The sequence below is a fragment of the Brevibacillus sp. NRRL NRS-603 genome (assembly GCF_003013445.1).
Lineage (GTDB): Bacteria > Bacillota > Bacilli > Brevibacillales > Brevibacillaceae > Brevibacillus > Brevibacillus formosus.
Genome location: NZ_PXZN01000023.1, coordinates 1 through 25,608, shown reverse-complemented (window position 1 = coordinate 25,608; position 25,608 = coordinate 1). Strand labels below are relative to the sequence as shown.

At 49.3% G+C, this 25,608-nt stretch carries 29 protein-coding genes and 1 rRNA gene; 24 read left to right on the top strand and 6 right to left on the bottom strand.

The features are described from left to right. The first annotated feature begins 3 nt into the window (after nt 1–3). From C7R94_RS18970 to C7R94_RS18940, 7 genes are all read left to right on the top strand, one after another. Nucleotides 4–354 (top strand): type II toxin-antitoxin system PemK/MazF family toxin, encoded by a 351-nt coding sequence (locus C7R94_RS18970; protein WP_005830205.1) that lies wholly within the window; start codon nt 4–6, stop codon nt 352–354. A 208-nt stretch (nt 355–562) separates the two neighbouring features. Further along, nucleotides 563–976 (top strand): anti-sigma regulatory factor, encoded by a 414-nt coding sequence (locus tag C7R94_RS18965; RefSeq protein ID WP_106783676.1) that lies wholly within the window; start codon nt 563–565, stop codon nt 974–976. 20 nt (nt 977–996) lie between these two features. After that, a complete protein-coding gene (locus C7R94_RS18960; RefSeq protein ID WP_106783673.1) occupies nt 997–1,998 on the top strand; it encodes a PP2C family protein-serine/threonine phosphatase in 1,002 nt (333 codons plus the stop codon). Between the two features lie 23 nt (nt 1,999–2,021). Then, a complete protein-coding gene (locus C7R94_RS18955) occupies nt 2,022–2,348 on the top strand; it encodes an anti-sigma factor antagonist (protein WP_106652693.1) in 327 nt (108 codons plus the stop codon). After that, complete coding sequence (rsbW, locus tag C7R94_RS18950; protein ID WP_106783671.1) at nt 2,348–2,842, top strand: anti-sigma B factor RsbW; 495 nt, start codon at nt 2,348–2,350, stop codon at nt 2,840–2,842. Before C7R94_RS18955 ends, rsbW begins: the two co-directional genes overlap by 1 nt. After that, a complete protein-coding gene (sigB, locus tag C7R94_RS18945; protein WP_106783668.1) occupies nt 2,811–3,599 on the top strand; it encodes an RNA polymerase sigma factor SigB in 789 nt (262 codons plus the stop codon). Before rsbW ends, sigB begins: the two co-directional genes overlap by 32 nt. A gap of 97 nt (nt 3,600–3,696) precedes the next feature. After that, the gene (locus tag C7R94_RS18940) at nt 3,697–5,859 is read left to right on the top strand and encodes a Tex family protein (RefSeq protein WP_106783666.1); all 2,163 of its coding nucleotides are present in this window, start codon (nt 3,697–3,699) and stop codon (nt 5,857–5,859) included. Nucleotides 5,860–5,884: 25 nt separating this feature from the next. On the opposite strand, the gene cmpA is transcribed toward C7R94_RS18940, so the two are convergent. Next, nucleotides 5,885–6,007: a cortex morphogenetic protein CmpA gene (gene cmpA / locus C7R94_RS18935; RefSeq protein WP_012684250.1), complete on the bottom strand. Its 123-nt coding sequence runs from the start codon at nt 6,005–6,007 to the stop codon at nt 5,885–5,887. 77 nt (nt 6,008–6,084) lie between these two features. Further along, the gene (locus C7R94_RS18930) at nt 6,085–6,423 is read right to left on the bottom strand and encodes a hypothetical protein (protein ID WP_047074029.1); all 339 of its coding nucleotides are present in this window, start codon (nt 6,421–6,423) and stop codon (nt 6,085–6,087) included. A 146-nt stretch (nt 6,424–6,569) separates the two neighbouring features. On the opposite strand from C7R94_RS18930, the gene C7R94_RS18925 reads away from it, so the two are divergent. The 6 genes from C7R94_RS18925 to tsaD all read left to right on the top strand — a co-directional run bounded on the left by C7R94_RS18925 (nt 6,570) and on the right by tsaD (nt 10,867). Beyond that, the gene (locus tag C7R94_RS18925; RefSeq protein WP_106783664.1) at nt 6,570–7,031 is read left to right on the top strand and encodes a SprT family protein; all 462 of its coding nucleotides are present in this window, start codon (nt 6,570–6,572) and stop codon (nt 7,029–7,031) included. Between the two features lie 98 nt (nt 7,032–7,129). Beyond that, on the top strand, nt 7,130–8,146 hold the full coding sequence (gene thiL, locus C7R94_RS18920) for a thiamine-phosphate kinase (RefSeq protein WP_106783662.1): 1,017 nt from the start codon (nt 7,130–7,132) through the stop codon (nt 8,144–8,146). A gap of 5 nt (nt 8,147–8,151) precedes the next feature. Further along, the gene (gene tsaE / locus C7R94_RS18915; RefSeq protein WP_199197946.1) at nt 8,152–8,622 is read left to right on the top strand and encodes a tRNA (adenosine(37)-N6)-threonylcarbamoyltransferase complex ATPase subunit type 1 TsaE; all 471 of its coding nucleotides are present in this window, start codon (nt 8,152–8,154) and stop codon (nt 8,620–8,622) included. Continuing rightward, nucleotides 8,603–9,325: a tRNA (adenosine(37)-N6)-threonylcarbamoyltransferase complex dimerization subunit type 1 TsaB gene (gene tsaB / locus C7R94_RS18910; protein WP_106783657.1), complete on the top strand. Its 723-nt coding sequence runs from the start codon at nt 8,603–8,605 to the stop codon at nt 9,323–9,325. The genes tsaE and tsaB overlap by 20 nt, the downstream gene beginning before the upstream one ends. 4 nt (nt 9,326–9,329) lie before the next feature. Continuing rightward, nucleotides 9,330–9,785, top strand: a complete 456-nt coding sequence (rimI, locus tag C7R94_RS18905) for a ribosomal protein S18-alanine N-acetyltransferase (RefSeq protein WP_047074036.1) — start codon at nt 9,330–9,332, stop codon at nt 9,783–9,785. Beyond that, the gene (tsaD, locus tag C7R94_RS18900; RefSeq protein WP_106783655.1) at nt 9,785–10,867 is read left to right on the top strand and encodes a tRNA (adenosine(37)-N6)-threonylcarbamoyltransferase complex transferase subunit TsaD; all 1,083 of its coding nucleotides are present in this window, start codon (nt 9,785–9,787) and stop codon (nt 10,865–10,867) included. The genes rimI and tsaD overlap by 1 nt, the downstream gene beginning before the upstream one ends. 46 nt (nt 10,868–10,913) lie before the next feature. Here the strand turns inward: tsaD and C7R94_RS18895 are convergent, their stop codons facing one another. Both C7R94_RS18895 and C7R94_RS18890 read right to left on the bottom strand, forming a co-directional pair. After that, nucleotides 10,914–11,414: a DUF3600 domain-containing protein gene (locus C7R94_RS18895; RefSeq protein ID WP_106783652.1), complete on the bottom strand. Its 501-nt coding sequence runs from the start codon at nt 11,412–11,414 to the stop codon at nt 10,914–10,916. Beyond that, nucleotides 11,386–11,967: a sigma-70 family RNA polymerase sigma factor gene (locus tag C7R94_RS18890; RefSeq protein ID WP_106783649.1), complete on the bottom strand. Its 582-nt coding sequence runs from the start codon at nt 11,965–11,967 to the stop codon at nt 11,386–11,388. The genes C7R94_RS18895 and C7R94_RS18890 overlap by 29 nt, the downstream gene beginning before the upstream one ends. Nucleotides 11,968–12,210: 243 nt before the next feature. On the opposite strand from C7R94_RS18890, the gene C7R94_RS18885 reads away from it, so the two are divergent. Beyond that, nucleotides 12,211–14,448 (top strand): hypothetical protein, encoded by a 2,238-nt coding sequence (locus C7R94_RS18885; protein WP_106783647.1) that lies wholly within the window; start codon nt 12,211–12,213, stop codon nt 14,446–14,448. Between the two features lie 10 nt (nt 14,449–14,458). Here C7R94_RS18885 and C7R94_RS18880 read toward each other — a convergent pair whose 3' ends face one another. Then, on the bottom strand, nt 14,459–16,393 hold the full coding sequence (locus C7R94_RS18880; RefSeq protein ID WP_106783645.1) for an ABC-F family ATP-binding cassette domain-containing protein: 1,935 nt from the start codon (nt 16,391–16,393) through the stop codon (nt 14,459–14,461). Between the two features lie 107 nt (nt 16,394–16,500). Here C7R94_RS18880 and C7R94_RS18875 point away from each other — a divergent pair, with 107 nt between their 5' ends. The 6 genes from C7R94_RS18875 to C7R94_RS18850 all read left to right on the top strand — a co-directional run bounded on the left by C7R94_RS18875 (nt 16,501) and on the right by C7R94_RS18850 (nt 20,469). Further along, entirely contained in the window at nt 16,501–17,079 is a 579-nt protein-coding gene (locus tag C7R94_RS18875; protein WP_106783642.1) for a 5-formyltetrahydrofolate cyclo-ligase, read from the top strand. Nucleotides 17,080–17,210: 131 nt separating this feature from the next. Beyond that, nucleotides 17,211–17,726, top strand: coding sequence for a MogA/MoaB family molybdenum cofactor biosynthesis protein (locus tag C7R94_RS18870; RefSeq protein WP_012684262.1), 516 nt, complete (start codon nt 17,211–17,213; stop codon nt 17,724–17,726). Beyond that, on the top strand, nt 17,720–18,721 hold the full coding sequence (locus tag C7R94_RS18865) for a molybdopterin-binding protein (protein ID WP_047074045.1): 1,002 nt from the start codon (nt 17,720–17,722) through the stop codon (nt 18,719–18,721). The genes C7R94_RS18870 and C7R94_RS18865 overlap by 7 nt, the downstream gene beginning before the upstream one ends. Nucleotides 18,722–18,782: 61 nt before the next feature. After that, nucleotides 18,783–19,148 (top strand): twin-arginine translocase TatA/TatE family subunit, encoded by a 366-nt coding sequence (gene tatA, locus C7R94_RS18860; RefSeq protein WP_047074047.1) that lies wholly within the window; start codon nt 18,783–18,785, stop codon nt 19,146–19,148. Nucleotides 19,149–19,169: 21 nt separating this feature from the next. Beyond that, the gene (gene tatC / locus C7R94_RS18855) at nt 19,170–19,946 is read left to right on the top strand and encodes a twin-arginine translocase subunit TatC (RefSeq protein WP_047074049.1); all 777 of its coding nucleotides are present in this window, start codon (nt 19,170–19,172) and stop codon (nt 19,944–19,946) included. Nucleotides 19,947–20,049: 103 nt separating this feature from the next. Next, nucleotides 20,050–20,469 carry a hypothetical protein gene (locus C7R94_RS18850; RefSeq protein WP_047074078.1) on the top strand — a complete coding sequence of 140 codons (420 nt, stop codon included), beginning with the start codon at nt 20,050–20,052 and terminating at the stop codon, nt 20,467–20,469. 66 nt (nt 20,470–20,535) lie between these two features. Here C7R94_RS18850 and C7R94_RS18845 read toward each other — a convergent pair whose 3' ends face one another. Beyond that, nucleotides 20,536–21,855, bottom strand: a complete 1,320-nt coding sequence (locus C7R94_RS18845; RefSeq protein ID WP_106783640.1) for a CAP-associated domain-containing protein — start codon at nt 21,853–21,855, stop codon at nt 20,536–20,538. Between the two features lie 264 nt (nt 21,856–22,119). Between C7R94_RS18845 and groES the strand changes: the two genes are divergently transcribed. The 4 genes from groES to C7R94_RS18825 form a co-directional block, all read left to right on the top strand. Continuing rightward, nucleotides 22,120–22,404: a co-chaperone GroES gene (gene groES / locus C7R94_RS18840; protein ID WP_007721023.1), complete on the top strand. Its 285-nt coding sequence runs from the start codon at nt 22,120–22,122 to the stop codon at nt 22,402–22,404. A 55-nt stretch (nt 22,405–22,459) separates the two neighbouring features. Then, nucleotides 22,460–24,091, top strand: coding sequence for a chaperonin GroEL (groL, locus tag C7R94_RS18835; RefSeq protein WP_047074052.1), 1,632 nt, complete (start codon nt 22,460–22,462; stop codon nt 24,089–24,091). 231 nt (nt 24,092–24,322) lie between these two features. Next, nucleotides 24,323–25,105, top strand: a complete 783-nt coding sequence (locus C7R94_RS18830) for an HAD family hydrolase (RefSeq protein WP_106783638.1) — start codon at nt 24,323–24,325, stop codon at nt 25,103–25,105. Nucleotides 25,106–25,377: 272 nt separating this feature from the next. Then, a 16S ribosomal RNA gene (locus tag C7R94_RS18825) occupies nt 25,378–25,608 on the top strand; the annotation flags it as partial.

Sequence of the window (25,608 nt, the reverse complement as noted above, 5' to 3'; positions counted from 1 at the left end):
CTGGTGATTGTCAAACGTGGCGATGTGTTTTTCGCGGACCTGTCCCCGGTCGTTGGCTCTGAGCAAGGAGGCGTACGGCCTGTTTTAGTCATTCAAAACGACATTGGAAATCGATTTAGTCCGACGGTCATCGTCGCAGCCATTACGGCGCAGATTCAAAAGGCGAAGCTGCCTACGCATGTGGAAATTGACGCAAAAACTTATGGATTTGATCGTGACTCCGTTATTCTGTTGGAACAAATACGAACCATTGACAAACAACGTCTCACTGATAAAATTACGCATCTCGATGACGAGATGATGGATCGGGTTAATGAATCCTTGCAAATCAGCTTAGGACTCATTGACTTTTAACATGTGAAAAAAGATCAGACGATTTGGTAGGAAAAGCCACTTGAGTGAAGCAAGTGGTTTTTTGCTGTCAGATTTGCAGGGATTTCGTAGGTGCATATCGAACTGTTCGAAAAGAGAACATAAGACAAAATGTGACACAATATGATTTATTTTTCGAGGTAGAGAAAAAACTCATTTCTACCTACCAAGTGAGGCGGAAGGGGTTTTTTTGGTTGTGGCAGACTATTCTCCTGAGACAATCAATATAGAACAAGAATCAGACATCGTGACAGCCCGGCAGGTAGGACGAAATATGTCGAAGCTGTTTGGCTTTGGCACGATCACGCAGTCCCGCATCGCCACGTCAATCTCCGAATTGGCTCGCAACATTTATTTGTATGCGGGTACGGGGACGATCACTATTTCGCCGGTTGAGCGCGAAGGAGTGATCGGCTTGCAAATAACAGCAAATGACAGCGGTCCAGGGATTCCTGATATTCGTCAGGCGTTAGATGATGGTTATTCGACTTCGGGTGCCCTCGGGGCCGGATTGCCTGGTGTCAGGCGCATGATGGATGAATTTGAGATCCACAGTACCCTGGGAGAAGGGACACGTGTCATAGTTGTGAAGTGGAGCGATTAAGCAAGGGAGGAATGAGATAGATGGTAACCCGGAGCTTCCGAGAAGAGTATGTAAAAATTCTTCGGGATTACCTGAGTGCTCAAGGTGAAGACCAGCTTTACGGAGCCCAGCAGTTGGGCAAATGGATGCTTTCTCGAGATATTTCGCCAGAAGAAATTACAGATTTGCATGCGCAAGCGCTTGAGCAGCTCGGGGAAGTGCCAGAGTTTGTGCGCTCCTCCTTCTCCATTTTGACAGAGGTCATGATTGAATATGGGAACGAGCACCGATCCGTAAATAGCTGGCGCAATCGGCATCAGCAGATGGAATCAGAAATAGCCGTGGCGAAAGCGATGCAGCAATCACTTTTGCCAAGTGAGGTTCCAGTCTATCCAGAACTGGAGATTGGCGTAGTTAGCATTGCCGCGAAACAAATCTCGGGCGACTATTACGACTTCATTGAACAAACCGAAGGACGTTTCGGCGTCGCCATTGCAGACATTACCGGAAAAGGAATGCCTGCTGCGATGTGTATGTCGATGGTGAAATATGCGATAGACAGCCTTGGACAAATGGAGCTGGGTCCCGATGAAATGCTGCACCATTTAAACCGGATCGTGGGAAGAAATATTGATCCGAGCATGTTTGTGACGATGCTGTTTGGCAGTTATGACTCAAAGGAACACTGTTTCCGATATGCAATGGCAGGACATGAGCCAGGATTTTTGTACAGGTCAGCAGAAGGAAAGTTTTACGATCTCGAAGGGCGAGGGAATGCACTCGGTTTATGCCCAAACAGTGAGTACGCTGTTCAGGAAATTCATTTGGAAAAAAATGATGTTCTGATTCTTCTGACGGATGGTGTAACAGAATGCAAAAATAACCGATATTATTTGCAAAGGGAAGAGCTTGTACACCATTTGCAAAAAGAAGTGGGTGAATCTGCCCAAAAGATGGCAAACGGCCTGTACAATAGACTGCTTCTGCTCTCCCAGTTTGACCTGCTGGATGATTACACCATGATTGTACTTCGAAGAACCTAAGCAACGTACGGGGGGAGACGCAGATGGACCTGCTAATTAAGACAACAAGCCTTGAAACTGAGCACCGAGTGGTCCTTGGTGGAGATATTGATGCATTCACAGCACCGAAAGTAAAGGAAACACTCCTATCACTCGTCACCAAGCCGGATATCAATCGCATTACGGTTGATTTGGAAGCAGTAGAATACATGGACAGTACCGGAATCGGAATTTTCATCGGGATTATGAAAGAGTGCATCCAACGAAATCGTACATTTGAGGTGCACAAATTGTCTCCGCGTGTGGAAAGGCTATTTCGCATCACTGGCTTATACGATCATATTGCCATCCGCAAAGGAGAGAGCGAGTAATGGGTCAAAATCGACCTCAGACAGACGTGATTCAATTGACTTTGCCAAGCAAGGCGGAGTATTTGGGAGTAGCACGTCTGACTGTATCTGGTATAGCCAACCGTATGGGCTTTTCTTATGATGAGATTGAGGATATCAAGCTTGCCGTCGGAGAAGCATGCACGAATGTAGTAAGACATGCATACAAGGAAACAGAGAATCCTTGCTCCATTCATATCCAATGCCATGTTTATGAAGATCGATTGGTAATCGAGGTAAGCGATCAGGGCGTTGGGTTTTCAAATGAGCTCATTGCTGAGCAACTGACGCCGATTTATGCGGGGAAAAACCTTGAGGATCTGGATGAAGGCGGGCTCGGGCTCTATCTCATTCACACGCTTATGGATGAGGTGGAGATTCGCTCTGAGTCAGGAGTAGTAGTCTCCATGACCAAGTATGTTCGGCAGGATGGGGTGGCTGGCAATGACTGGACAGACTCGGAAGCAGAAATATAGTCCAGAGGAGTTGAAGGACCTCATCCACCTGTATGGTGAAACAAAAGATCCAGCGATACAGGAACAACTGGTGAGGGCCTATACTCCTCTTGTGGAATCGTTAGCGAAGAAGTTTGTTCGCGGACAAGTCATGTATGAAGACCTCGTGCAAGTCGGATTAATCGGCCTGCTTGCTTCCTTTCGCCGGTTCGACCCTAGCTTTGAGCGGACATTTGAGAGCTTTGCGATCCCGACTATCGTGGGGGAGATTAAGCGCTATATTCGGGACAAGACATGGAGTGTCTATGTTCCGCGCAGGGTAAAGGAACTGAGCCCGAAGATCAAAAGAGTGGTCGACGAGCTCACGATCAAGCTGCAGCGATCTCCCCAAATTGCAGACATTGCCAACAGCCTCGGCGTTACAGAGGAAGCGATTCTAGAGACATTGGAGATGGGTCGCAGCTATCATTCTCTCTCTATGGACAGTGAGCTGGAAGCGGATATGGACGGCAACACCATTTCTTTACTCGACCTAGTCGGGACGACGGAAGAAGGGTACGGAGCAGTCGAGCAGAATCTGATGCTGGAGCGGGCCCTGCAAATTTTGGATCACCGTGAAAAAGAAATCATTCAATTAACGTTTTATCAAAATTTGAGTCAGAAGCAAGCTGGGGACATCATGGGGATGTCTCAGATGCATATTTCCCGCCTTCAGCGCAGGGCGTTGGGCAAGCTGAGAGAAGCATTGAAAGTGGAACAGCTGGAAACCGCAACGTAGAGGGGCCAAGTGGCTCCTCTTTTTTCTTCCCTTTTTCCAGTCCTTGTTAGCAAATGTGGTACAATAAACGACGAAGAATGAGCGCAGGAGGACAGGTATGGAGCTTACGTTGATGATCCAGACAATCGCCCAAGATACGGGTGTCAAACCTCACCAGGTGGAGCGCACGGTTGCCCTCCTGGATGAAGGAAACACGGTTCCTTTTATTGCCCGCTACCGCAAAGAAATGACGGGGCAGCTAGATGAAACACAAATTCGAGCGATTGAGGAACGCGTTCGCTATTTACGCAACCTGTCAGTGCGGAAGGAAGAAGTTGTTCGACTCATCGATGAGCAAGGCAAGCTGACGGACGAGCTGCGCACAGCTATTGAGCGTGCGACAAAGCTGCAAGAGGTAGAGGACCTGTACCGCCCTTACCGCCAAAAACGCCGCACACGAGCGACCATGGCCAAGGAGAAGGGACTAGAGCCACTTGCCAACTACCTCAAGAGCTTACCGAAAACCGGGAATCCGGAAGAAGAAGCAAAAACATATATCAACCCGGAAAAAGGCGTCGAGACGACTGAGCAAGCTCTGCAAGGAGCAATGGACATCGTGGCGGAACTTCTGTCTGATGACCCAGAAATTCGCCAGTGGGTTCGTCAACGCACCGTGCAAAAAGGATTGCTTCTGACGGAGCAGAAAGCCGAAGAAGCAGACGAGAAAAATGTATACCAGATGTATTACGCATATAGTGAGCCTCTGAAAAAGGTCGTTCCCCATCGGGTACTGGCCATCAATCGGGGAGAAAACGAAGGTATTTTGAAGGTATCTATTGAAGCCCCAGTCGCAGAGATTTTGGCTTGGATGCAAAAACGCACCATTCCGCGTGATACAGTTGTCCGCGATCTGCTGACATTGACAGTCGAGGACGCGTATAAGCGCCTGATTGCCCCTTCTATAGAACGGGAGGTACGCGCCGAGCTGACAGAGGCAGCCGAGGAACGTGCTATTCACATCTTTGCGGAAAACCTGCGCAATTTGCTGCTTCAACCGCCTGTAAAAGGCAAAGTCGTACTTGGGGTAGATCCGGCGTTTCGGACGGGCTGTAAGCTCGCCGTTGTAGACGAAACCGGCAAACTTCTGGAGGTTGCCGTCGTTTATCCAACCCCTCCGGCCAATAAAGTGGCAGAAGCTACAGTGAAAGTGAAGCAGATGATAGAAACCTATGGAGTTACGGTTGTCGCGATTGGTAACGGTACTGCTTCGCGCGAGACAGAACAGTTCATTGCCACGCTGCTAAAAGAGCTGAAGCGTGAGGTGATGTACATCATCGTGAACGAGGCAGGAGCATCCGTGTATTCTGCATCGGCCTTGGCCAAGGAAGAATTCCCGGACCTCGATGTAGCAGAGCGAAGTGCGGCCTCAATCGCGCGACGTTTGCAAGACCCGCTCGCTGAGTTGGTCAAAATCGATCCAAAGTCCGTCGGGGTCGGGCAGTACCAGCACGATGTTTCCCAATCGAGACTGGCAGACAGCTTGCAGTTTGTGGTTGAGTCTGCGGTAAACCATGTCGGGGTAGATGTAAATACCGCTTCTCCCTCTCTCTTGCAGTATGTATCGGGGATCAGCCGTCAAGTGGCAGGGAATATCGTGAAAAAACGGGACGAGATCGGGAAGTTCACGGAGCGCTCCCAGCTGAAGGCGGTTCCGCGCTTAGGTGCGAAAACGTACGAGCAGTGTATCGGGTTTCTCCGCGTGATGGATGGAGCGAATCCACTGGATAAAACACCGATTCACCCGGAATCGTACGAGGCGACCCACCAGCTGTTGTCGATGCTGGGGATTAGCGCTCAGGAGATCGGCAGTGAGAACTGCAAGGAACGCTTGCAGTCTTTGGATGTAAAGGAGACCGCTGCGAAGCTCGGGATTGGTGAGCCAACACTGCAAGACATTGTAGACAGTCTCCTGCGTCCTGGTCGTGACCCGCGTGACGAGCTGCCAAAACCACTCTTGCGAAGTGATGTCCTCCAGCTGTCTGATCTCAGTGTGGGCATGAAGCTGCAAGGTACTGTGCGCAACGTGGTCGATTTCGGAGCGTTTGTGGATATCGGTCTGAAAAACGACGGACTCGTGCACATTTCCCGTTTGAAGAAGGGCTTTGTGAAACACCCACTTGAAGTCGTGACTGTTGGCGATATCGTAGATGTATGGGTAGTAGAAATTGACGAAAAACGTCAGCGTGTAGGGATGACCATGATCGCGCCAACGGAAGGATAACAATGAACTAAAAGGCGGCCTCCTGTCAGTCAGGGCGGCCGCCATTTTTTTCTAAATATAAGAACCAGCAACTGTTGAGCACACGAATTTGGCGAACGTCCTTCCCATTAAAGGCACGTTGCAACTGCCTGCGCATCCATTGTGGCATGAAAGTACCTCCTGGAGATATTCGTCTATAGGCAATGTATGCGCCAAGACGAGCAGGAGGTGCCTAGAATTTTTATTTTACTCTTCTTCTTCGTGCAAATACTCCAATTGGGCTTGCAAGGCACGGATCTCTGTCAATAAAGAGATGAGTGGATACTCGGTCTCTTGTAGGGCAGCGAAACGTCGCTCCAGACCACTGACGTACTCCAAACCATCTACGATCGAAAGCCCGCTCTCTAACCGTTCCACATCCGCACAGTCTGCCAGAACCGTAGGCAATTCCGGGCGCTCTGTGATCGTCAATTTGTCAATTTCCTTGTAAAGCCGTTTCAATAGAGCGATTAATTGGTACATATGCGTTTCGGGCAACGAGACAAACTGTAGTCCGTCACTGGACTGTAACAACAAATAGCGCATGAGCTCCTCCACCATTCTGTCTACCGTTTAGATATGACCGTTTAATAAACGGACATAACCGTTTATTTGCACTCAGTGTAGCCTATCTGTCTGGCACTTTTCAACTGGAACTGCTATGGTGAAAGAAAGGAAGCGGAGGAGATGGGATGACCGATACGGAACTGCAAATGCTGGTAGAGCAAATATCCAGCGAATTTTTTGCCAAGCCCTTTCGCCATCAGGCCCGCTTTAACAGTAGATTGCGTACGACTGGCGGAAGGTACTTGCTGCGCTCGCATGACATTGAATTGAATCCGAAGCATTTGCAGGAGCATGGTGTGGATGAATTGATTGCGATCATTAAGCATGAGCTTTGCCATTATCATTTGCACATAGAAAAGCGCGGGTATCGTCACGCTGATCAGGATTTTCAACTGCTTTTGCGTCAAGTGGGGGGAAGCCGATACTGCCAACAGGTAGGAAACGGCCGGACGACCCTGCCCTATCGCTACGAGCTGGTTTGCCAGGAATGTGGTATGAGCTACAAACGTAAACGAAAGATGAACCCGAGCCGCTATCGTTGTGGGCGCTGTAAAGGAAAGCTGCTGTTGCGTGAGCTAACGACATAAAAAGTCAGAGGCGTTTGGCTTTCTTGCGCGGCTTTTGACAGCAGGGGTATAATGAACAGACGAAAAATGTTTTCCGCGAAGGAAAAGGAGCGTTTGAAGTGGCACACGACGAATTTTCCCTGATCCGGCAATGGACGAGTCGTTCTGCGGGGCAGGAAGGGAACGGTTTGACCGTCGGGATAGGGGATGATGCCGCTGTCTTCTCCCCAACGCCAGAAATGGAAGTCGTAGCCTGCTGCGATGCGATGGTGGAGACGGTCCATTTTTTGAAGAAAACGATGAATCCTCGTGATATCGGATATAAGGCTGTTATCAGCAATGTGAGCGATGTTGCAGCGATGGGCGGGGTTGCCCGGTATGCGCTTGTCAGTATCGCGGTAAGTCCGCTATGGACGCCTGACGATTGCCAGCAAATCTATGAAGGTATTTACGAGGCTTGTCAGGCATATGGAGTTCGTGTCATTGGTGGTGATACTGTTTCTGCGCCTGATGCCCTGCACCTGAGTGTTACCGTTTTGGGCGAGGTGGAAAAAGGGCGTGCCATTCGGCGTTCACAGGCAAAGCCCGGGCAGCTTGTTTTTGTTACAGGGCATGTCGGAACTTCTGCAGCAGGACTACATCTTCTCTTGCAAGGCGAGACTGCTGAAAGGGGCGTCTCTTTACCTTGGGAGACATTGATGGATGCCCACCAGCGTCCCGTTGCCCAAATAAAGGCGGGCAGACTGCTGCTTGAATCAGGGGCATGCAGTGCGTTGAATGATGTAAGTGATGGACTTGCCTCAGAGTTGTGGGAGATTGCCGAGGCCAGTGGCGTATCGATTTTGGTCGATGCTGCATCGGTACCGATCCATGACGAAGTTCGGGAGTATGCACGGCACGTAGATAAAGATCCGCTGGAATGGGCTTTTTATGGCGGTGAAGATTATCAATTGGTCGGAACGCTTGCGAAAAGTCACTACGAAACTGTAAGCAAGCAATTTGCCGCTAGTGGTGTACCGTTTACTGTCATCGGTGAGGTGGTAGGAACAACGCATGAACCAGAATTGATGCTTCAGCGCGATGGTCAACAGCTCCCGTTGCCAAAAGCGGGATTCAACCATTTTAGGAGTGGATGAAAGAGATGAGCTATACATGGAGGCTCACGGGAGCGCAGGAGACGCAGCGCTTTGCCGAGCAACTGGCAGGTCTGCTTGAACCAGGTGACTTCCTTGCGATGGAGGGGGATCTGGGAGCGGGCAAGACGACTTTTACCCAGGGGTTGGCCAAAGGACTAGGAGTCCGACAAGTAGTGAACAGTCCGACCTTTACCATCATAAAAGAATATCAGGGGCGCTTGCCGCTTTATCATATGGATGTCTACCGGGTAGGCGATGATCCAGGCTCTCTTGGTCTGGACGATTACTTTTTTGGAGAAGGTGTCTGTGTCGTAGAGTGGGCCTCTTTGATCGAGGATGTCCTGCCGACAGATCGGATGACCGTCTTCCTGCGTAGAGAAGGGGAGGAACAGCGGATGATCGAGCTGGTTCCTCAAGGGAAACGTTATGTGAAATTGTGTGAGGAGTTTGATTTTGATGCGCGTACTGGCGATTGATACATCGAATCTGGTGCTAAGTGTAGCTGTAGTAGAGGAAGAGCGGGTCTTGGCCGAAATGACGACGAACCAGCAAAAAAACCATTCCGTGCGTCTGATGGATTGCGTTAGTGAACTGCTCGATGCAACAGGAACAGCGCCAGAGGATCTCAGCGGCTTCGGGGTGGCAAACGGACCGGGCTCCTACACGGGCGTGAGAATCGGTGTTGCCTCTGCAAAAAGCATGGCTTGGTCACTGAATGTGCCAGTCATCGGTGTATCCAGTCTGGAGGTAATTGCCATGAATGCCACTGGCTTCTCTGGATTGATTGTACCGTTGTTCGATGCGCGCAGAGGTCAAGTGTATACCGGCTGTTATCATTCCGATGGAATGGAGGCGGTACGAGCGCAGTCCAAAGAACAAATCATCCTGTTGCGAGAATGGCTGCCATTGTTGCGAGACCTGGCGCAAGGAGAGCCGATCTTGTTCTTGGGTGAAGATGTAAGGCTGCATCGGGAGACGATTGTGCAAGAGCTCGGGAATCAGGCGCAATTTGCTTCTCCAGCGTTCAATCACCCGCGGGCTGCCCATATCGGCTATGTGGCACTGCGCAAGCTTCAAGACGGCGGAAATGCGCATGAACTGGTTCCGGAGTATTTGCAACTGGCAGAAGCAGAAGCGAAGTGGCTTGCCCAAAAGCAGGCGGGGGCCGTAAAGGAGTAAAAGCATGAGTCAACCAATCGATTTGGAATATCGTTATATGACGATGCAGGACGTTGGGGCTGTGGCAGAGCTGGAGCGCTTGGCTTTTACAACTCCATGGCCGCATGATGCATTTGTCAACGAGCTGACGAGAAATCCAAATGCACGCTATGTAGTCGTCGTTCACCAAAATCGGGTTATCGCTTATTGCGGCATGTGGATCGTGATCGATGAGGCACATATTACCAATATTGCCGTCCATCCCTTATATCGTGGAAAGAAGGTTGGATTGGCGCTGATGATCAAAATGATGGGTGTTGCCAAGATGCAGGGTGCCCATAGCATGACGCTGGAAGTACGACCTTCGAACACAGTCGCGCGGAACATGTATATCAAGCTCGGCTTTAAAGAACATGGGCGACGCAAGGGATATTATTCGGATAACAATGAGGACGCAATCATTATGTGGGTGACATTGTAATGAAAAAGACGTATACGTCGCGCTACGAGAAGCGCATACAGCAAAAATACGAAGCACATAGGGAATCAGGTGCTCCTACTTATATTTTAGGAATTGAAACTAGCTGCGACGAGACATCGGCTGCTGTCATCCGTGATGGCCGAGAGGTGCTGTCAAACGTCATTGCTTCCCAAGCCGATATCCATAAAAGGTTTGGCGGAGTCGTGCCGGAGGTGGCTTCTCGCAGACATGTAGAGAATATTACGCTTACCATCGAAGAGGCTCTGGCCGAGGCTGGGAAAACGTTGGATGACATCCAGGCGATTGCGGTGACGTACGGGCCTGGGCTTGTTGGAGCACTGTTAGTTGGCGTAGCAGCAGCAAAAGCCATTTCCATGGCCAGAGACATTCCTCTAATCGGAGTGCACCATATCGCGGGTCATATCTACGCGAATCGTCTGGTGCAAGAAATGGAGTTTCCGCTGATCGCACTCGTCGTATCGGGCGGGCATACGGAGCTTGTCTGGATGAAAGAGCACGGTCAGTTCGAGATTTTGGGGGAAACGCGAGATGACGCGGCAGGGGAAGCGTATGACAAGGTAGCACGAGCGCTGAATATGCCGTATCCAGGTGGACCTCATATTGATCGCCTCGCACATGAAGGGGAGGCAAATGTACCGCTCCCTCGTTCATGGCTGGAGCCAGATTCATACGATTTCAGCTTCAGTGGCTTGAAGTCAGCTGTGCTCAATACCTTGCACAATGCAGCTCAGCGAGGAGAGACGATCGAACCGGCGAATCTGGCTGCGAGCTTCCAAGACTCGGTAACAGAAGTGCTCGTAGAAAAGACGATTCGGGCAGCTCGTTCGCATGGAGCGAAGCAGGTATTGCTGGCTGGGGGCGTTGCGGCGAATCGCGGATTGCGTGAGCGACTGCAAGCAAGGTGCGAGGCAGAAGGAATTCCTCTCGTGATTCCTCCGTTCTCGTTATGCACAGACAACGCTGCGATGATTGCGGCGGCAGGCTTTATCAAGTATGAAAAAGGACAGTTTGAAGGGCTTGATTTGAACGGAGTCCCAAGCTTGTCGCTTTCTGAGCAATAGATGTAAATGCAAGAAGGGACTATCCAAGGATAGTCCCTTTCTTTTTTTACTTGCCGCCACGCACCTTTTCGAAAAAGGGTGCGGCTTTTTGGGGGAGTACCTCTTCAAACTGCTTCCGTTCCTCAGCGGTCAGTCGATCCTCGTGCATCACTCCGTTTTCATCCGTGATCTTTATTTTCAGATCCATGAGTTGCTTCATGACCGCCGAAAACTCTGCGTACTCTTCTTCAGTCAGCTTACTTTTTGCTTCCTGAAAGAATTTCTCGATTTCCTGATAATCCTCCTGTGTTCCACCACGCTCGATGATGGTTTGCGATGACCCGAAGATTTGATCAGCCAAATAAGGTGTCGCCAGGGCCGCTGTTGGGATCAGGATAGCCACTGCTATGATTCCGCTTATCAAACGTTTTTTCATGGATAATCTCCCTTTCTTTTGCAAGAAGTCATTTTGATAGGAGAGGTGCACACGACTCTCGATTTCGGGTGGGGTTTTCAACGATTCAGCATGTTGAAGAAGCTCATCGCGTAGTTGTTTGTCTATGGACATAAGAGTCTCCTCCCGATAATTCGCAATGCTTTCGTAGTGCCTTCAGTGCCAGATGATGCCTGGATTTCACGGTACCGAGCGGGATTTGCAGTAACTCGGCGATTTCATCCAGAGCATAGTCGTGAAAATAGCGCAGAATGACCACTACGCGTAACTTGTATGAAAGTGTACGAACCACTCCGAGCAATTCGAGTTGTGTCTCTGATTTGATTACTTTGGAATCTGCCCAATCAAATTGCTCATCGTGCATGAGGCGGTTTCGTTCAAAGAGCCGTATTCTTCGCCAAGCCTTCCTTTTCCAGTCCTGCACCTGACGAACGGTGATCCCGTGAAGCCAAAATCGAAAAGGCCGACTCTGGTCATAGGTGTGAAAAGAACGCCACATACGAATATAGGTCTCGTTCACTATGTCTTCGATGTCTTGTTTGTTGTAGACAAGAAAAGCGATCGTACGATGAACATCGGTGTGCGTGGCTTGATAAACGACGCGAAAAGCTGCTTCGTCTCCCGTCAGCATTTTTTCCAGCCAAGGGAGTAACTCTTTATCATTCATGGGGGCCCCTCCAGAACGTATTACACCCCTATATTCGCTAACAGAGGCAAAAAGGTTCAGTTGTTTTCGTTCATCTCCCTATGTTTATCCACATCATAGGATAACTTTCTGGATTGTTCACATGTACTCCTGTGAATACTGGTGATAACACGAGAAAATGACCGGGAAAACCGCATATACTCTGTGGATTGTTCTGTGGAAAATGTGGATAAAAAAGTCGAGTTATCAACAGGAGGGAGACTCGTGAGGAAGAAACTCGCGCTGATTTGCTTATCATTCCTGATATTGTTTCTAGCTACAAATATAGGAAAACCGTTGATAGCAAAGGAAAAACAACAGGTCATCATGCTGTTTGTGGAGGGGATGTCGTTTCATGATCTGGAGCAGCTCAAAAAGTTATCTATTGTGGATAAATGGTTGGATGGTGCAGGAGCTGGGGCTCTTTCCATAAGAACACCCGGATCGCGCACAGCCGCAAACGGCTACTTGCTTATGGGGAGCGGCGGTCAAGCGCTTTACTCTGATAAGAGTGGGACAGGCTATCATCCGTATGAAGTGCTCTCGTCCAGGGAAACAGCCGGTGAACGGGCGCAAGAGCTAGGCAGTGATCAGGCGCAGGAGGTGGCGCGCTCCTCGATCATTTTTCCGGGAATTTTCCGGCTCTTGGCAGATAATCGGGAGAAACCATATTCTGCGCAAATTGGGCTCCTTGGTACTGTGCTTGCAGCAAATAATATTCAGGTCGCTTTATACGGAAACGGTGACTATGAGGATATCCGACAGAGACATGCCGTTCTGTTTGCGATGGATCAGGAAGGAAGGGTTCCGACAGGGGACATTTCGGCAAAAAGTATGGAGCTCCTTCGTGGCTATCCGTACGGGATCAAGACAAACTACACGTACCTGCTTGAGAAAATCCACCACGAGCGTCAAGCGGGCTTGATCATTGCTCAACTCTCAGATTTATCCCGGTTATACCAGTTGAGTATGGATATGGACACAGGTCAGTTTACCCGGCAATATCAGCGCGTTTTGCGAGACTTGTCCCTTTTCCTTGACCAACTCCTTGTGGAACGTAAACCACATCAGCGCATTGTATTGGCATCGCCAGCCGTCAATCATGTGGCGACAAAAGAAAAGGCTCTCTTAACTCCCGTTTTAATCTGGGGAGAAAAAGAGAGTGGAGTTTTGACATCGGCTACCACGAGGCAGTCGGGATTAGTCAGTGGACTCGATATGGTACCAACCGTACTGTCTTGGCTGGATGTACCCGTACCAAAAGGGCTGGCTGGTCATGTCATACGAATCGAAAAAGGGAATGGTCTCACTGCCATACAGAATCAGGTAGGCGAAATTCACCATACATATGCGACACGGTCAGCAGTGCTCTATACCTATGTCATGCTGCAGATTGTCATTGTAGGGTGTGCGGTAGTTCTCTGGTGGTTTGGGCGGAAGAGAGAAGGGGCAGGACTTTTGCGGCTTCGCAGAGGAATACGTCTCGCGCTGCTGGCTTTATTGTGGTTTCCTGCATTGCTTTTGGCAGAGAGCCTGCTCGACTGGCAGGTTTCAGGCGCGGTTGTCTTGGGGGGACTCATCATGACTGCCTTGATCGCGGCTTTTTGGCAGGAAGCCCATGCTCTCCCGCGAATCGTGATGACGGTTAGCGGGGTCACGACAGCCATTCTGCTGGTGGACGGATGGACTGGCGCTCATTTGATGCGGCAATCGTACCTCGGGTATGATCCAGTAATCGGAGCGAGGTTTTACGGGCTAGGAAATGAATACGAAGGGGTCCTGATCGGCAGCACGATCATGCTTGTGGCTTCGCTGTACCAGAGGATGCGTGGGGGACAAAAAGAGCTAAGTCGGGAAAATAAATGGTTGCCTGCTGTTTCCGCAGCCATATACAGCGTCGTGCTTTATTACATGGTGGCACCGAACCTGGGAACAGATGCAGGCGGTTTTCTTGCGGGGCTGATTGGATTTTCCGTGGCATTGTCACGGCTTGAGGGCTGGCGAATCGGCAAAAAAGGCCTCCTGCTGTTGGCAGGCGGCCTGGTTATGGGTGTATGCAGTTTGATGGCGATCAGTCTCATGTCAGATCAGCCCTTGACCCATGTCGGACGTCTTTCCCAGCAGATTGTACATGGGGAATGGTCCGAGGTAGGGCAGATGATTGAACGCAAGCTGGCGATGAATCTTCGCTTGATTCGCGTTTCCATTTGGAGCAAAGCATTTGTCGTCTCTCTGATTGCCCTAGGTGTTCTCACCTTGAAGAATGACCGCTTTTTGCACCATCTGGCGAAGGACACGCCTTACTTGGTCAAAGGCTTTGCTGGCGTCATTGTCGGGGCACTGGCTGGGCTAATCCTAAATGACTCTGGCATCGTTACAGCAGCCACCTGCATTACCTTTCTGGTGGTTCCTGCTCTCTATGCCGCCTTGGAGGAGCCTGCGCAGGAGCGCTGTTCTACGTAAAGGGGAACAACTACTCTTCTGATAGCGCACTCCACTCGTCATACAACTGCTCCAGTTCTTCTTTGGCAGCATGGATTTGATCGTTGCGTTCTTTTGCCTGCACATGATCACTATAAATTTCCGGAAGACAGAGCTCTTCTTCCCATTTGACAATGTCAGCCTCTCGTTTTTGGATCGTGACCTCAATCTCTTCCAAACGGCGCTGGCGTTGACGTTCGCGACGTTTCGCTTCCTTATCGAGCTCATAAGAGGATTTCTCAGGCTGTGCCGCTACGGTACCGCCTTGTTTTTTTGCGGGCAGCGCTGCTTGTTCGGCTGCGAGCTCTTCCAGTTCCTGCTTTTTCTCCACAAAGTAATCGTAGTTACCCAAATAGCTGGTCACGCCATCACCTGTCAGCTCCAGTACGCGGGTGGCAATCTTGTTTAAGAAGTAACGGTCATGGGAGACGAACAGGATCGTACCCGGATAATCGTAGAGGGCGTTCTCGAGCACTTCCTTGCTGAAAATATCCAAGTGGTTCGTTGGCTCGTCGAAGATCAGGAAGTTAGCTTGCTTCAGCATGAGCTTTGCCAGAGAGACGCGTGCACGCTCTCCTCCAGACAAGTCGCTGATCTTCTTTTGTACATCATCACCGCTAAACAAGAAGTTGCCGAGCAAGGTACGGACGTCCTTTTCCAGCATGTTCGGGTACTCATCCCAAATTTCGCCGAGCACCGTATTTCGTTCGTTCAGGTTACGATGCTCCTGGTCGTAGTACCCGATTGTTACATTGCTTCCGAAATGAATATCGCCGCGCAGCTTAGGCAACTGTTCCACAATCGTTTTTAACAGCGTCGATTTCCCGATACCATTGGGACCGACCAAGGCCACACGCTCCTCGCGCTCGATTTCAAACGTAAGGCCCTGAGAAAGGACAGCATCCGGGTAGCCAATCGCGACGTTGTTTGCTTTCATCACGATGGTGCCGCTCATTTTCGCCACATCAAAGGAGAAGTGGACCGATTTGTTGTTCATAATCGGCTTGTCCAAGCGGTCCATCTTTTCCAACGTCTTGCGTCGGCTCTGCGCTCGTTTGGTTGTCGTCGCTCGAGCGATGTTGCGTGCGATGAAATCCTCCAGCTTGGCGATCTCTTCCTGCTGCTTTTCGAATCGCTTCAAATCCTGTTCGAGCCGAGCCGCCTTTTCATCGAGGAAGCGGCTGTAGTTACCGACATAGCGGGTAGCGCGTGTCCGTTCGATTTCATAGACAACGGTAACGAGCTTGTCCAGGAAATAACGGTCATGGGAAACTACGAGAATGGCGCCCTGGTAGTTTTGCAAATACGTCTCCAGCCAAGTCAGTGTCTCGATGTCCAGATAGTTCGTCGGCTCATCGAGCAATAGAATAGTAGGGGATTGGAGCAGCAGCTTGGCTAGTGCCAGACGAGTCTTTTGTCCGCCGCTCAATGTGCGGATTGGCGTTGTGTAATCGAAGTCCGCAAAGCGCAGACCGTGCAAAACTCCACGAATCGCACCCTCGTAGCTGTAGCCGCCTTTTTCCTTAAAGGCTTCCGAGCGGTGAGAGTAATTTTCCAACAGCTGCTGGTAACGCTTCTCATCAGCGAGAATAGCCGGATCGCCCATTTTGGCCTCGAGCTCACGAAGCTCCAGCTCTTCTTTTTGCAGATGGGAAAATACGGAGAGCAGCTCATCCCAAATCGATCGTTCCGATTCAAGGCCGCTGTTTTGTGCCAAATACCCGAGCGTAACATCCTTTGGAATGCGGATAATTCCTTTGTCGTAGCTTAGTTCGCCGGCGAGGATCTTCATTAGAGTAGATTTGCCTGCACCGTTTACGCCAACCAGACCAACCCGTTCCCCGGTTTGAATTTGCAGGGAGATGTCTTGTAGAATGGTTTCGATACCATACGTTTTTTCTATATGTTCAGCTTGTAGCAAAATCATCGGATTCACCTCTTTATATACTAATGCCAGTGTAGCCTAGAGAGCGCGCATGGGACAAGCCTCGTGGGAATGTCCCAAGCACGTTACGAAAGAGGGAAGAGGTTGTCATGGACCAAAAAACGAATAAAAAACAGCTGCGAAGCCATATTTTGGAGAGGCGCAAGTCCATGCCTGCAAAGGAACGGGAGCAGTTTTCCAGAGAAGCATGCGATCATTTGCTGTCTCATGAAAGGCTGGCTGATGCCAAAGCAATCATGGCTTTCCATCCTTTTGGCGATGAACTGGATATCCTGCCCTTTATACTTGAGGCAAAAAAGCGAGGCCAAGACATATGGCTGCCGCTCACCAATGTTGCCGAAGGACGTCTCATTCCCTATCGCTATACAGGACCGGACATGCTAAAGCAAGGCGTCTACGGGATTTGGGAGCCAGATCCTGCCCTGGCAGAGGAAGCGGACGTATCACATTTGGATGCGATCGTTGTTCCCGGCGTTGCTTTTGACAGCAAGGGAGGGCGAATGGGGTATGGCGGTGGTTATTATGACCGCTTTCTGGCAACGCTGAAAAAGCTCCCGTTCTTGGTTGGAGTCGGCTTCTCTATTCAGGTTGTAGAGCATGTGCCCCTAGAGGCTCATGATGTTTTGCTAGATGCAGTTGTCACCGAAAAAGGTCTTCTGCATTTTTGAATGTTTTGTGTCAGTAGCTTTTTCATGCCTTCTCCTGCCGCGAATGGTGCTATCCGCCAAGGAAAAACGACGAGACGTTTTTGACAGAAAAGTGTACAATACTATCGAATGAGAAACCGGAGGAATGTATCGTGAGCAAATGGAAGGTAGGCGTTATTTCTGCAAGTGATTCGATTGCCAGAGGAGATCGTGTGGACGATCGTATGCCAATCGTTCGTCATCTGACAAGGGAATGGCTTCAAGTAGATGTCGCTGTATACCGTGCCGTTAGTGATGATATGGAAGATTTGCAAGAACATATGATTGAGCTCGTAGACCGTGAAAAATGTGATCTGTTGATTGTTACGGGTGGCACAGGACTTAGCCCGCGTGACGTTACGCCAGAAGTTACGGCATGGGTCATTGATAGACCAGTTCCAGGCTTGGCAGAAGAAATGCGCCGTGCTGGTTTGAAGCAATCCCGTCGGGCGATGCTGACCCGTGCAGTTGCGGGAACGAGGGGGAACTCGTTGATTATCAACCTCCCTGGCAATCCGAAAGGTGTAGAAATCTGTTTCAATGCGATTGGTGATATGCTGTCCGACGCTTTGCACATTTTGCAAGGAACGGGAGAAGCCAATGAAGATTGGGGAGGATTGCATTGGTAGAAAAACCTCAGATGCGGGAAGTGCCAGTGCGTGAAGCAATCGGAATGATGCTTCCTCACGATATGACGCAAATTTTGCCTGGAGAATTCAAAGGACGCTTGTTTAAAAAAGGACATGTTGTCACCGAGGCGGATATTGAGCCGCTGTTGTCCATTGGCAAAGAGCATATTTACGTGCTGGAGATGCCAGAAGGCTACATCCATGAGGAAGAAGCGGGCATTCGTATCGCGAAGGCTGTTTCCGGACAAGGATTGACCTTGACGCCTCCTTACGAGGGCAAGGTTTCGATGAAGGCTGCGAGAACAGGGTTAGCCAAAATCAACGAGGAAGCTGTCCATGCGTTGAACAAACTCGAAGGCATTGCGTTCTCTACGATTTACGGCGATCAGATCGTGCATCCGGGACATACATTGGCGGCTACGAGAATCATCCCGTTAATTATGGAGGAGTCTCGAATCATCGAGCTGGAGCAACTGGCCAAACAGTTTGACGAACCGATTGTACAAGTAAAAACGTTTCAGGATAAAAGAGTGGGACTTGTTACGACAGGGGGAGAAGTTTTCTCTGGCAGGATTGCAGACAAGTTCGGTCCTGTGATTCGAAACAAGGTAGAAGCTCTCGGCTCTACTGTCGTAGACCAGCGCTTTGCGCCAGATGACAAGGAAGCGATCGAACAGCAGATCCACTCGTTCCTCGATGAAGGGGTCGATCTGATCTTGGTCACGGGGGGCATGTCTGTCGATCCAGATGACCGTACGCCGGGAGCGATTGCAGGAGTAGGAGCAGAAGTAGTGCGTTACGGTACACCGATGCTGCCGGGTTCCATGCTGATGATTGCTTACAAAGGCGAAGTGCCGATTCTCGGATTGCCGGGAGCAGTCATGCATGAAACGTTTACTTCCTTTGATGTATTTTTGCCGCGCATTTTGGCTGGGGAGCGAATTGTGGCTTCCGATATGACAAGACTCGGATATGGTGGTTTACGAAAGTGCTAGCTGGTTAGACTGGCAAATAACGAAAAGCAAACGACTTCACAAGAAAAAGGAGTGAACACGTATGAGCTCAATCGGGATTCCTGGATTAATCTTAATTTTAGTTTTAGCCTTGGTACTTTTCGGTCCGAAAAAGCTTCCAGAATTGGGGCGTGCGGTAGGTCATACTTTGAAAGAATTCAAAAATGCTACGCGTAGTCTGACAAGCGACGATGAAGACGACGATGAGGAGAAAAAGCGCAAGGAGCTAGCCGCAAAAGAAGCGTCTGCCAAAACAACGCCGGTAGTCTCAGAGAAGGAAGCAGCGGAGCGGGAGAGAATTGAACGCGAAGTTCGTGAAAAAATGGAACGCGAGCGCTTGGAAAAAGAAATCCGCGAAAAGCTGGAGCAAGAGCGCCTGCAAATGGAAAAAGAGCAGAAGAACGCGTAACAGGTAAGGTTGGTGGTTACCATGAAGGATCAGGAAATGACAGTGGTAGAACACCTGACGGAACTTCGCAAGCGCATCATATGGGTGCTGGCCGTGTTTATTGTCGCATTGATCGTCGGTTTTTTCCTCGCCGGTCCACTCGTGGATTATTTAAAGCAAGAACCGATTGCGGATGGCGTGCCCATTGTCTCGTTGCATCCGTCAGACGCACTTCGTGTTTACATGCAGGTAGCCTTTCTGGTGGGCGCTGTCATCACACTGCCTGTAGCACTTTATCACGTTTGGCGTTTTGTTTCCCCAGGGATGGAAGTACAGGAAAAGCGCGGGACGCTTTACTTCATCCCGGCGGCTTGTTTTCTGTTTATCGTTGGTATCCTGTTTGGCTACTACGTTGTTTTCCCGATGGTCATGCAGTTTATGACCAGTATTACAGCATCAATGGGCGCAGACCCGAACTACGGAATCGCGCAATATTTTGGCTTCATGTTTAATATGGTCATTCCGTTCGGGATACTGTTTCAGCTGCCGATTATCGTCATGTTTCTGACGAGACTGCGCATCCTCAATCCAATGAGGCTGGCAAAGGCACGACGCTACGCTTACTTTGCACTGGCTGTCGTCGGGATTACCTTGACGCCTCCTGAGATTGTCAGCGATATTCTCGTGATTATCCCTTTGCTGCTACTGTACGAGCTGAGCATTTGGCTGTCCCGCGTTGTTTATCGCAAGCAATTGAAAGAACAAGAAGCGTGGGAACAAGAATACGGCAGTTTGGAAACAAACGAACCCGTTCAATAACGAGCATGAGAGAAGTCTTCTGTCACGAGTGGCAGAGGACTTTTTTGTATTTCAGCAGAAATTGGGAAATACTACAGACGTTGTGATCTGGGAGGTGCTGAATATGTGGCTGATCGTATGCTTGGCGTTGCTCTTTTCTGGGAGTACTGCTAATGCCGCCGGACTGGGGGAGCCTATCGAACTGTTTGATACGGATAAGCAGCGCGTTGTGGCTAGCTTTGAGAATACAGCTGGCTTTCAGGAGGAAGCACAGCAGATTTTGCAAAGTGTGAGTGGACGGGTCTTGGAGTTTAATCCATCGTTGGATTCCGCCATGATCGTAAAAATTCCGCTAGTCCCTCCAAAGCCGATCAAGCTAAAATCCGCAAAGCTCGATGCGATGATTGCAGAGATGTTTGTCATCATGCCCAAAAAAGGGGAGCGTCGTCCGTGGCTGATACTGCACACGAAGGAATATGAGACGGTCGTTGTAGAGTTTACGGAAAAAGTTGACCATCTAAGGGAACAGGTGAAATTGCGGTAAAGTGCACTTCTTCTTACAAAAACAAGCCCGGTCGTCCATAAAAAGCGACGAAACCGGGCTTTTCGATTATTTCATGGGAGTGAGGAAGGTTTGGGTGAAGTAGTCTGTATATACGCCCACTCCTAGCTGGGTGAAGCCTTTTTCGAGAACGTTTTTGCGATGGCCTGGACTGTTCATCCAGCCTTCATGGACTTCGATGGCATCCGTGTAGCCTGCTGCAATATTCTCTCCAGCCATGCTGTAAGCGAGAGAGGCACTTTTCATGCGGTCAAATGGATTGCTCCCGGTAGTCGCAGAGATATGATCGAAGAAATTGTTGCCCTCCATGTCCATACTGTGTTTTCGTGCCACATCGGCAGCCTTTTCGTTCCATTGAAGGGGCGGAAGCTTGTATCGGTAGCGAGAGACATTGACCAGATCGAGGATTTGGCGCTCAGATGCAGCATCGACCTGCTCTTGTTCACCGACACGAAGCGGCGGGGGATCAAAATTGGGTGCCTGACCTTGATAGGTCCATTTCGTTTCGTAAAAACTGCCGCGCAACAGCATTTGCGTATCCATTATACGTACAGCGGTGACCTTGTTGCCATTTTGCTTGTCCAAGTAATAAATGTAGGGGGTGCCGTCTTTCATGACGAGAGGGCGTTGCTGCTTTTGATTGGTAATCTGGATTTGTGCCCCTTGAAAAGAGAAAGAAACAATGTTTTGTACATCCAACTGACGCTCCAGTGACTGCTGGCTGGTGCCGACTCCGATGTTTCCGAGCTTTGCTGTAGGAGCGAGCGAATATACATCGACGACTTTGTCATTTGCGATGCCGACTTGAATGTATCGCGCAGGGTCATGATTGTACACCCACCATTGATAGCCGAGACTGCTTGGCTCTTTGCGGGCAGGTTCACCTAAATGTTTGTGCACTTCCTTAGAAGACATCCCGAGAGCGATGTCAAAAATCGTGTTAGGCTTCTCCTCTCGAATCGGTGCTGCAGGCGGTTTGGCTGTTGCAGGCTTTTGGGGAAGCGACAGAGAGGCAGGGACTGCATCGGGTGTAGTCTGTTTTGCAGGCTGTCCGACGGAGAATACTGGAGATTGACCGACCCAAGCGGTTTGGGAAGTTTCATCCCACCCGATAGGCTTATTCAAGTGGCGACTGATCATGGAAAGAGGTACATATAGCGTTCCTTCGTATTCTAAGGAAGCTGGTATTTCCTTTCCTTCCTCCGTGTAGTACCCGGTCTTTTCGCTTGCGACGATTTCACGGCCATCCCAATAGATAGAGGCGGAGTTAAGATTGACCCGTATAAAGGAAGTAGTATCCGAAGTGAAGAGACGGCTGATTCCGAAGACTCCCAGGGCAATTAAGCCAATCCAGAGCCATTTGTGCATGGAACAATTCCCTCCTTGGCGAGCTTGCTTGATTCTATGTTTCATTTATATGAGCGTGTCCAAATACTAGAACCTTTTTGCTAGAGAATGTAATTTGATAGGAGGAAGAGTAGTCAAGCAGTTGCAAATGGAAAAAAGTGAGGGAAACTACTTGCAAAGTACATAGTGATTCATTATTATAGGAATTGGGTGTTAGCACTCATAACAGTCGAGTGCTAACAACGTAAATTTGTTTACCTACATTTTTTGAGGAGGGTGTTTTTAGTGCTTAAGCCATTGGGTGACCGTGTGGTAATCGAAGCTATCTCCAAAGACGAAACGACTGCAAGCGGTATCGTTTTGCCTGATTCTGCAAAGGAAAAACCGCAAGAAGGCCGCGTAATCGCAGTAGGTTCTGGCCGTGTTGCTGACAACGGCGAGCGCATCGCTTTGGAAGTAAAAGAAGGCGATAAAGTAATCTTCTCCAAATACGCTGGTACTGAAGTAAAGGTGGACAACAAGGAATACCTCGTGCTGCGCGAATCCGATATCCTCGCGATCATCGGTTAAGGCTCTTGACATAGGAAGTCGAACGAATAAACACATAACAGGAGGTTGAGTTTAGATGGCTAAACAAGTCAAATTCTCTGAAGACGCTCGCCGCTCCATGCTCCGCGGTGTTGAAACTTTGGCAAATGCAGTTAAAGTAACCCTCGGTCCAAAAGGCCGTAACGTGGTTCTTGAGAAAAAATTCGGTTCCCCGTTGATCACAAACGACGGTGTAACGATCGCAAAAGAAATCGAGCTGGAAGACGCTTACGAAAACATGGGTGCGCAACTGGTTAAAGAAGTTGCTACTAAAACCAACGACATCGCTGGTGACGGTACAACAACTGCAACTGTACTTGCTGCAGCTATGATCCGTGAAGGTCTGAAAAACGTAACTGCTGGCGCTAACCCAATGGTTATCCGTCGTGGTATGGAAAAAGCAGTTCGTGCAGCTGTAGAAGAAATCAAATCCATCGCGAAGCCGGTTGAGAACAAATCCTCTATCGCGCAAGTAGCTGCTATTTCCGCTGACGATCAAGAAGTAGGTAACCTGATCGCCGAAGCAATGGAAAAAGTGGGCAAAGATGGCGTAATCACTGTTGAAGAATCCAAAGGATTCGTAACAGAGCTGGAAGTAGTAGAAGGTATGCAATTTGACCGTGGCTACGCTTCCCCTTACATGATCACTGACACTGACAAGATGGAAGCGGTTCTGAACAACCCTTACATCCTGATCACTGACAAAAAAATCTCCAACATCCAGGAAGTTCTGCCTGTACTGGAGCAAGTCGTACAAAGCGGCAAACCACTCCTGATCATCGCTGAAGATGTTGAAGGCGAAGCGCTCGCTACTCTCGTAGTGAACAAACTGCGTGGTACCTTCACAGCTGTAGCGGTTAAAGCTCCTGGCTTCGGCGACCGCCGCAAAGCTATGCTGCAAGACATCGCTGCTCTGACTGGCGGCGAAGTAATCACAGAAGAGCTGGGTCTGGACCTGAAATCCACTAAGCTGGAGCAACTGGGCCGCGCTGGTAAAATCGTGGTTACAAAAGAAAACACAACTGTTGTTGAAGGTGCTGGCGACAAGGCTTCCATCGAGAGCCGCGTAACTCAAATCCGTCAACAAATCGAAGATACTACTTCCGATTTCGATCGCGAAAAACTGCAAGAGCGTCTGGCTAAATTGGCTGGCGGTGTAGCAGTAATCAAAGTCGGTGCAGCTACTGAAACCGAACTGAAAGAGAAAAAACTCCGCATCGAGGACGCTCTGAACTCTACTCGTGCAGCAGTAGAAGAAGGTATCGTGCCTGGTGGTGGTACTACTTTGATCAACGCAATCAAAGCGGTTGAAGCGATCAATGTAGGTGGCGAAGAGGCTGTAGGTGTACAAATCGTACTCCGTTCCTTGGAAGAGCCAGTTCGTCAAATCGCTGCGAACGCAGGACTCGAAGGTTCTGTAATCGTAGAGCGTCTGAAAAAAGAAGCAGTAGGCATCGGCTTCAACGCTGCAACAGAAGAGTATGTAAACATGCTCGAAGCTGGTATCGTTGACGCGGCGAAGGTTACTCGCTCCGCACTGTCCAACGCTGCATCTGTAGCGGCTATGTTCCTGACTACAGAAGCAGTAATTGCTGACAAACCTGAAGAAAACAAAGCTCCTATGGGCATGCCAGATATGGGTGGCATGGGCGGTATGGGCATGATGTAAGAAAGCGGCTTGCCGTTTTCTTGAGAGAGGCAGACGAAAGTCTGTCTCTTTTTTATTTACCCGCTGATCTTTTTAAAGTGCGAAAAATTTAGCACCATTCCGTTAGGCGTGCTTACACTATTTGAGGAGTGCGAAACGGTATGAAATATGCTGTTGCCAGTATTGACTATCTCAATTGCAATGATTTGTGTCCAAGCAGTTTATCGAGGGACTTACCTCAGGGGTGATAAAATGAGCAAGCGCTGGATTAGCTTTGATCTGGATGGAACTTTGATGCAAAACCCGTTTGGAGCGTGGGTATTTCCGGAGATTGCGCGTGTAATCTCTGGTCAATTGGGGAGAGAACACGACGTTGTTTCTGAAATGGTAGCCGAGCATGAGCAGCGTATGTCCCAAAAACGCTATGTAGAAGCGTATGATTGGGATGATATCCTTGTTAGTAGATGCGATGCATGGTGTATAGAAAAAAGGGTTGATATTGAATCGTTGGTGCGGAAGCACTCTGTAATGCCCAAGGTTTATTTGCTCGAGGATGGAATTCTCCAGGTGCTCGAGGAGATAAAGAAGCTTGGTTTTTCATTGGCAGTGGTCACAAATGGCTTTTACAAGTTTCAGGCACCAGTAATGGAGGCATTAGGCTTGCTAGATTATTTTGATGAGATCATTGCGCCAGAACGAGCTGGTACCGGCAAGCCTGACCCAGCTATTTTGCAAAAACTGCAGGGAGAAGTAATTGCTCATGTAGGAGATCGCTTGGATCACGACATTCAACTTGCTAACCGCAGTCATGTAACTTCTATTTTAATAGAGCGAAATTTGCCAGAGGAATTGCTGAAGCTCCAACCGCAGATGCGCGCAAACAATCACGGAATGCGTTTGTTCTGCTTGGAGAAGTTGAGAAGAGAGTGCAAGAATCCATTATTGTTAGAGCTTCCAGAGCTTCTAATGCCGCGAATGGTTATCCGTTCTATGGGAGAATTGCTGTCTGTTCTGGATGAACAAGCGATGGGATAAAATTCCAGGTAATAATGCTTGCGTTTTTGCTTCCGGCTTGGTATGATAACTCTTGTCGCTTTTGAAGGGAATTTTAGAGAGAATGAAAAAAACTTCGAACTTCTAAAAATAACCCTTGATTTTTAAAAGAAGATCTGATATAGTTTAAAAGGTCGGCGCCACAAGCGCTAACGACGAAAGAAATGAACAATATGCTCTTTGAAAACTGAACAGCGAAAGCGTTAATGAGTCTATCATTAAATGATTTGCCAGCTTTGAACCAGTAACAAACTTTATTGGAGAGTTTGATCCTGGCTCAGGACGAACGCTGGCGGCGTGCCTAATACATGCAAGTCGAGCGAGGGTCTTCGGACCCTAGCGGCGGACGGGTGAGTAACACGTAGGCAACCTGCCTCTCAGACTGGGATAACATAGGGAAACTTATGCTAATACCGGATAGGTTTTTGGATCGCATGATCCGAAAAGAAAAGGCGGCTTCGGCTGTCACTGGGAGATGGGCCTGC

Coding starts and splice junctions, on each gene's coding strand:
- C7R94_RS18960 (WP_106783673.1), top strand. CDS start 997: ATGGTAACCCGGAGCTTCCGAGAAGAGTATGTAAAAATTCTTCGGGAT.
- C7R94_RS18955 (WP_106652693.1), top strand. CDS start 2,022: ATGGACCTGCTAATTAAGACAACAAGCCTTGAAACTGAGCACCGAGTG.
- rsbW (WP_106783671.1), top strand. CDS start 2,348: ATGGGTCAAAATCGACCTCAGACAGACGTGATTCAATTGACTTTGCCA.
- sigB (WP_106783668.1), top strand. CDS start 2,811: ATGACTGGACAGACTCGGAAGCAGAAATATAGTCCAGAGGAGTTGAAG.
- C7R94_RS18940 (WP_106783666.1), top strand. CDS start 3,697: ATGGAGCTTACGTTGATGATCCAGACAATCGCCCAAGATACGGGTGTC.
- cmpA (WP_012684250.1), bottom strand. CDS start 6,007: ATGCCACAATGGATGCGCAGGCAGTTGCAACGTGCCTTTAATGGGAAG.
- C7R94_RS18930 (WP_047074029.1), bottom strand. CDS start 6,423: ATGCGCTATTTGTTGTTACAGTCCAGTGACGGACTACAGTTTGTCTCG.
- C7R94_RS18925 (WP_106783664.1), top strand. CDS start 6,570: ATGACCGATACGGAACTGCAAATGCTGGTAGAGCAAATATCCAGCGAA.
- tsaE (WP_199197946.1), top strand. CDS start 8,152: ATGAGCTATACATGGAGGCTCACGGGAGCGCAGGAGACGCAGCGCTTT.
- tsaB (WP_106783657.1), top strand. CDS start 8,603: ATGCGCGTACTGGCGATTGATACATCGAATCTGGTGCTAAGTGTAGCT.
- rimI (WP_047074036.1), top strand. CDS start 9,330: ATGAGTCAACCAATCGATTTGGAATATCGTTATATGACGATGCAGGAC.
- tsaD (WP_106783655.1), top strand. CDS start 9,785: ATGAAAAAGACGTATACGTCGCGCTACGAGAAGCGCATACAGCAAAAA.
- C7R94_RS18895 (WP_106783652.1), bottom strand. CDS start 11,414: ATGTCCATAGACAAACAACTACGCGATGAGCTTCTTCAACATGCTGAA.
- C7R94_RS18890 (WP_106783649.1), bottom strand. CDS start 11,967: ATGAATGATAAAGAGTTACTCCCTTGGCTGGAAAAAATGCTGACGGGA.
- C7R94_RS18880 (WP_106783645.1), bottom strand. CDS start 16,393: ATGATTTTGCTACAAGCTGAACATATAGAAAAAACGTATGGTATCGAA.
- C7R94_RS18875 (WP_106783642.1), top strand. CDS start 16,501: ATGGACCAAAAAACGAATAAAAAACAGCTGCGAAGCCATATTTTGGAG.
- tatA (WP_047074047.1), top strand. CDS start 18,783: ATGAGCTCAATCGGGATTCCTGGATTAATCTTAATTTTAGTTTTAGCC.
- tatC (WP_047074049.1), top strand. CDS start 19,170: ATGAAGGATCAGGAAATGACAGTGGTAGAACACCTGACGGAACTTCGC.
- C7R94_RS18850 (WP_047074078.1), top strand. CDS start 20,050: ATGTGGCTGATCGTATGCTTGGCGTTGCTCTTTTCTGGGAGTACTGCT.
- C7R94_RS18845 (WP_106783640.1), bottom strand. CDS start 21,855: ATGCACAAATGGCTCTGGATTGGCTTAATTGCCCTGGGAGTCTTCGGA.
- groL (WP_047074052.1), top strand. CDS start 22,460: ATGGCTAAACAAGTCAAATTCTCTGAAGACGCTCGCCGCTCCATGCTC.
- C7R94_RS18830 (WP_106783638.1), top strand. CDS start 24,323: ATGAGCAAGCGCTGGATTAGCTTTGATCTGGATGGAACTTTGATGCAA.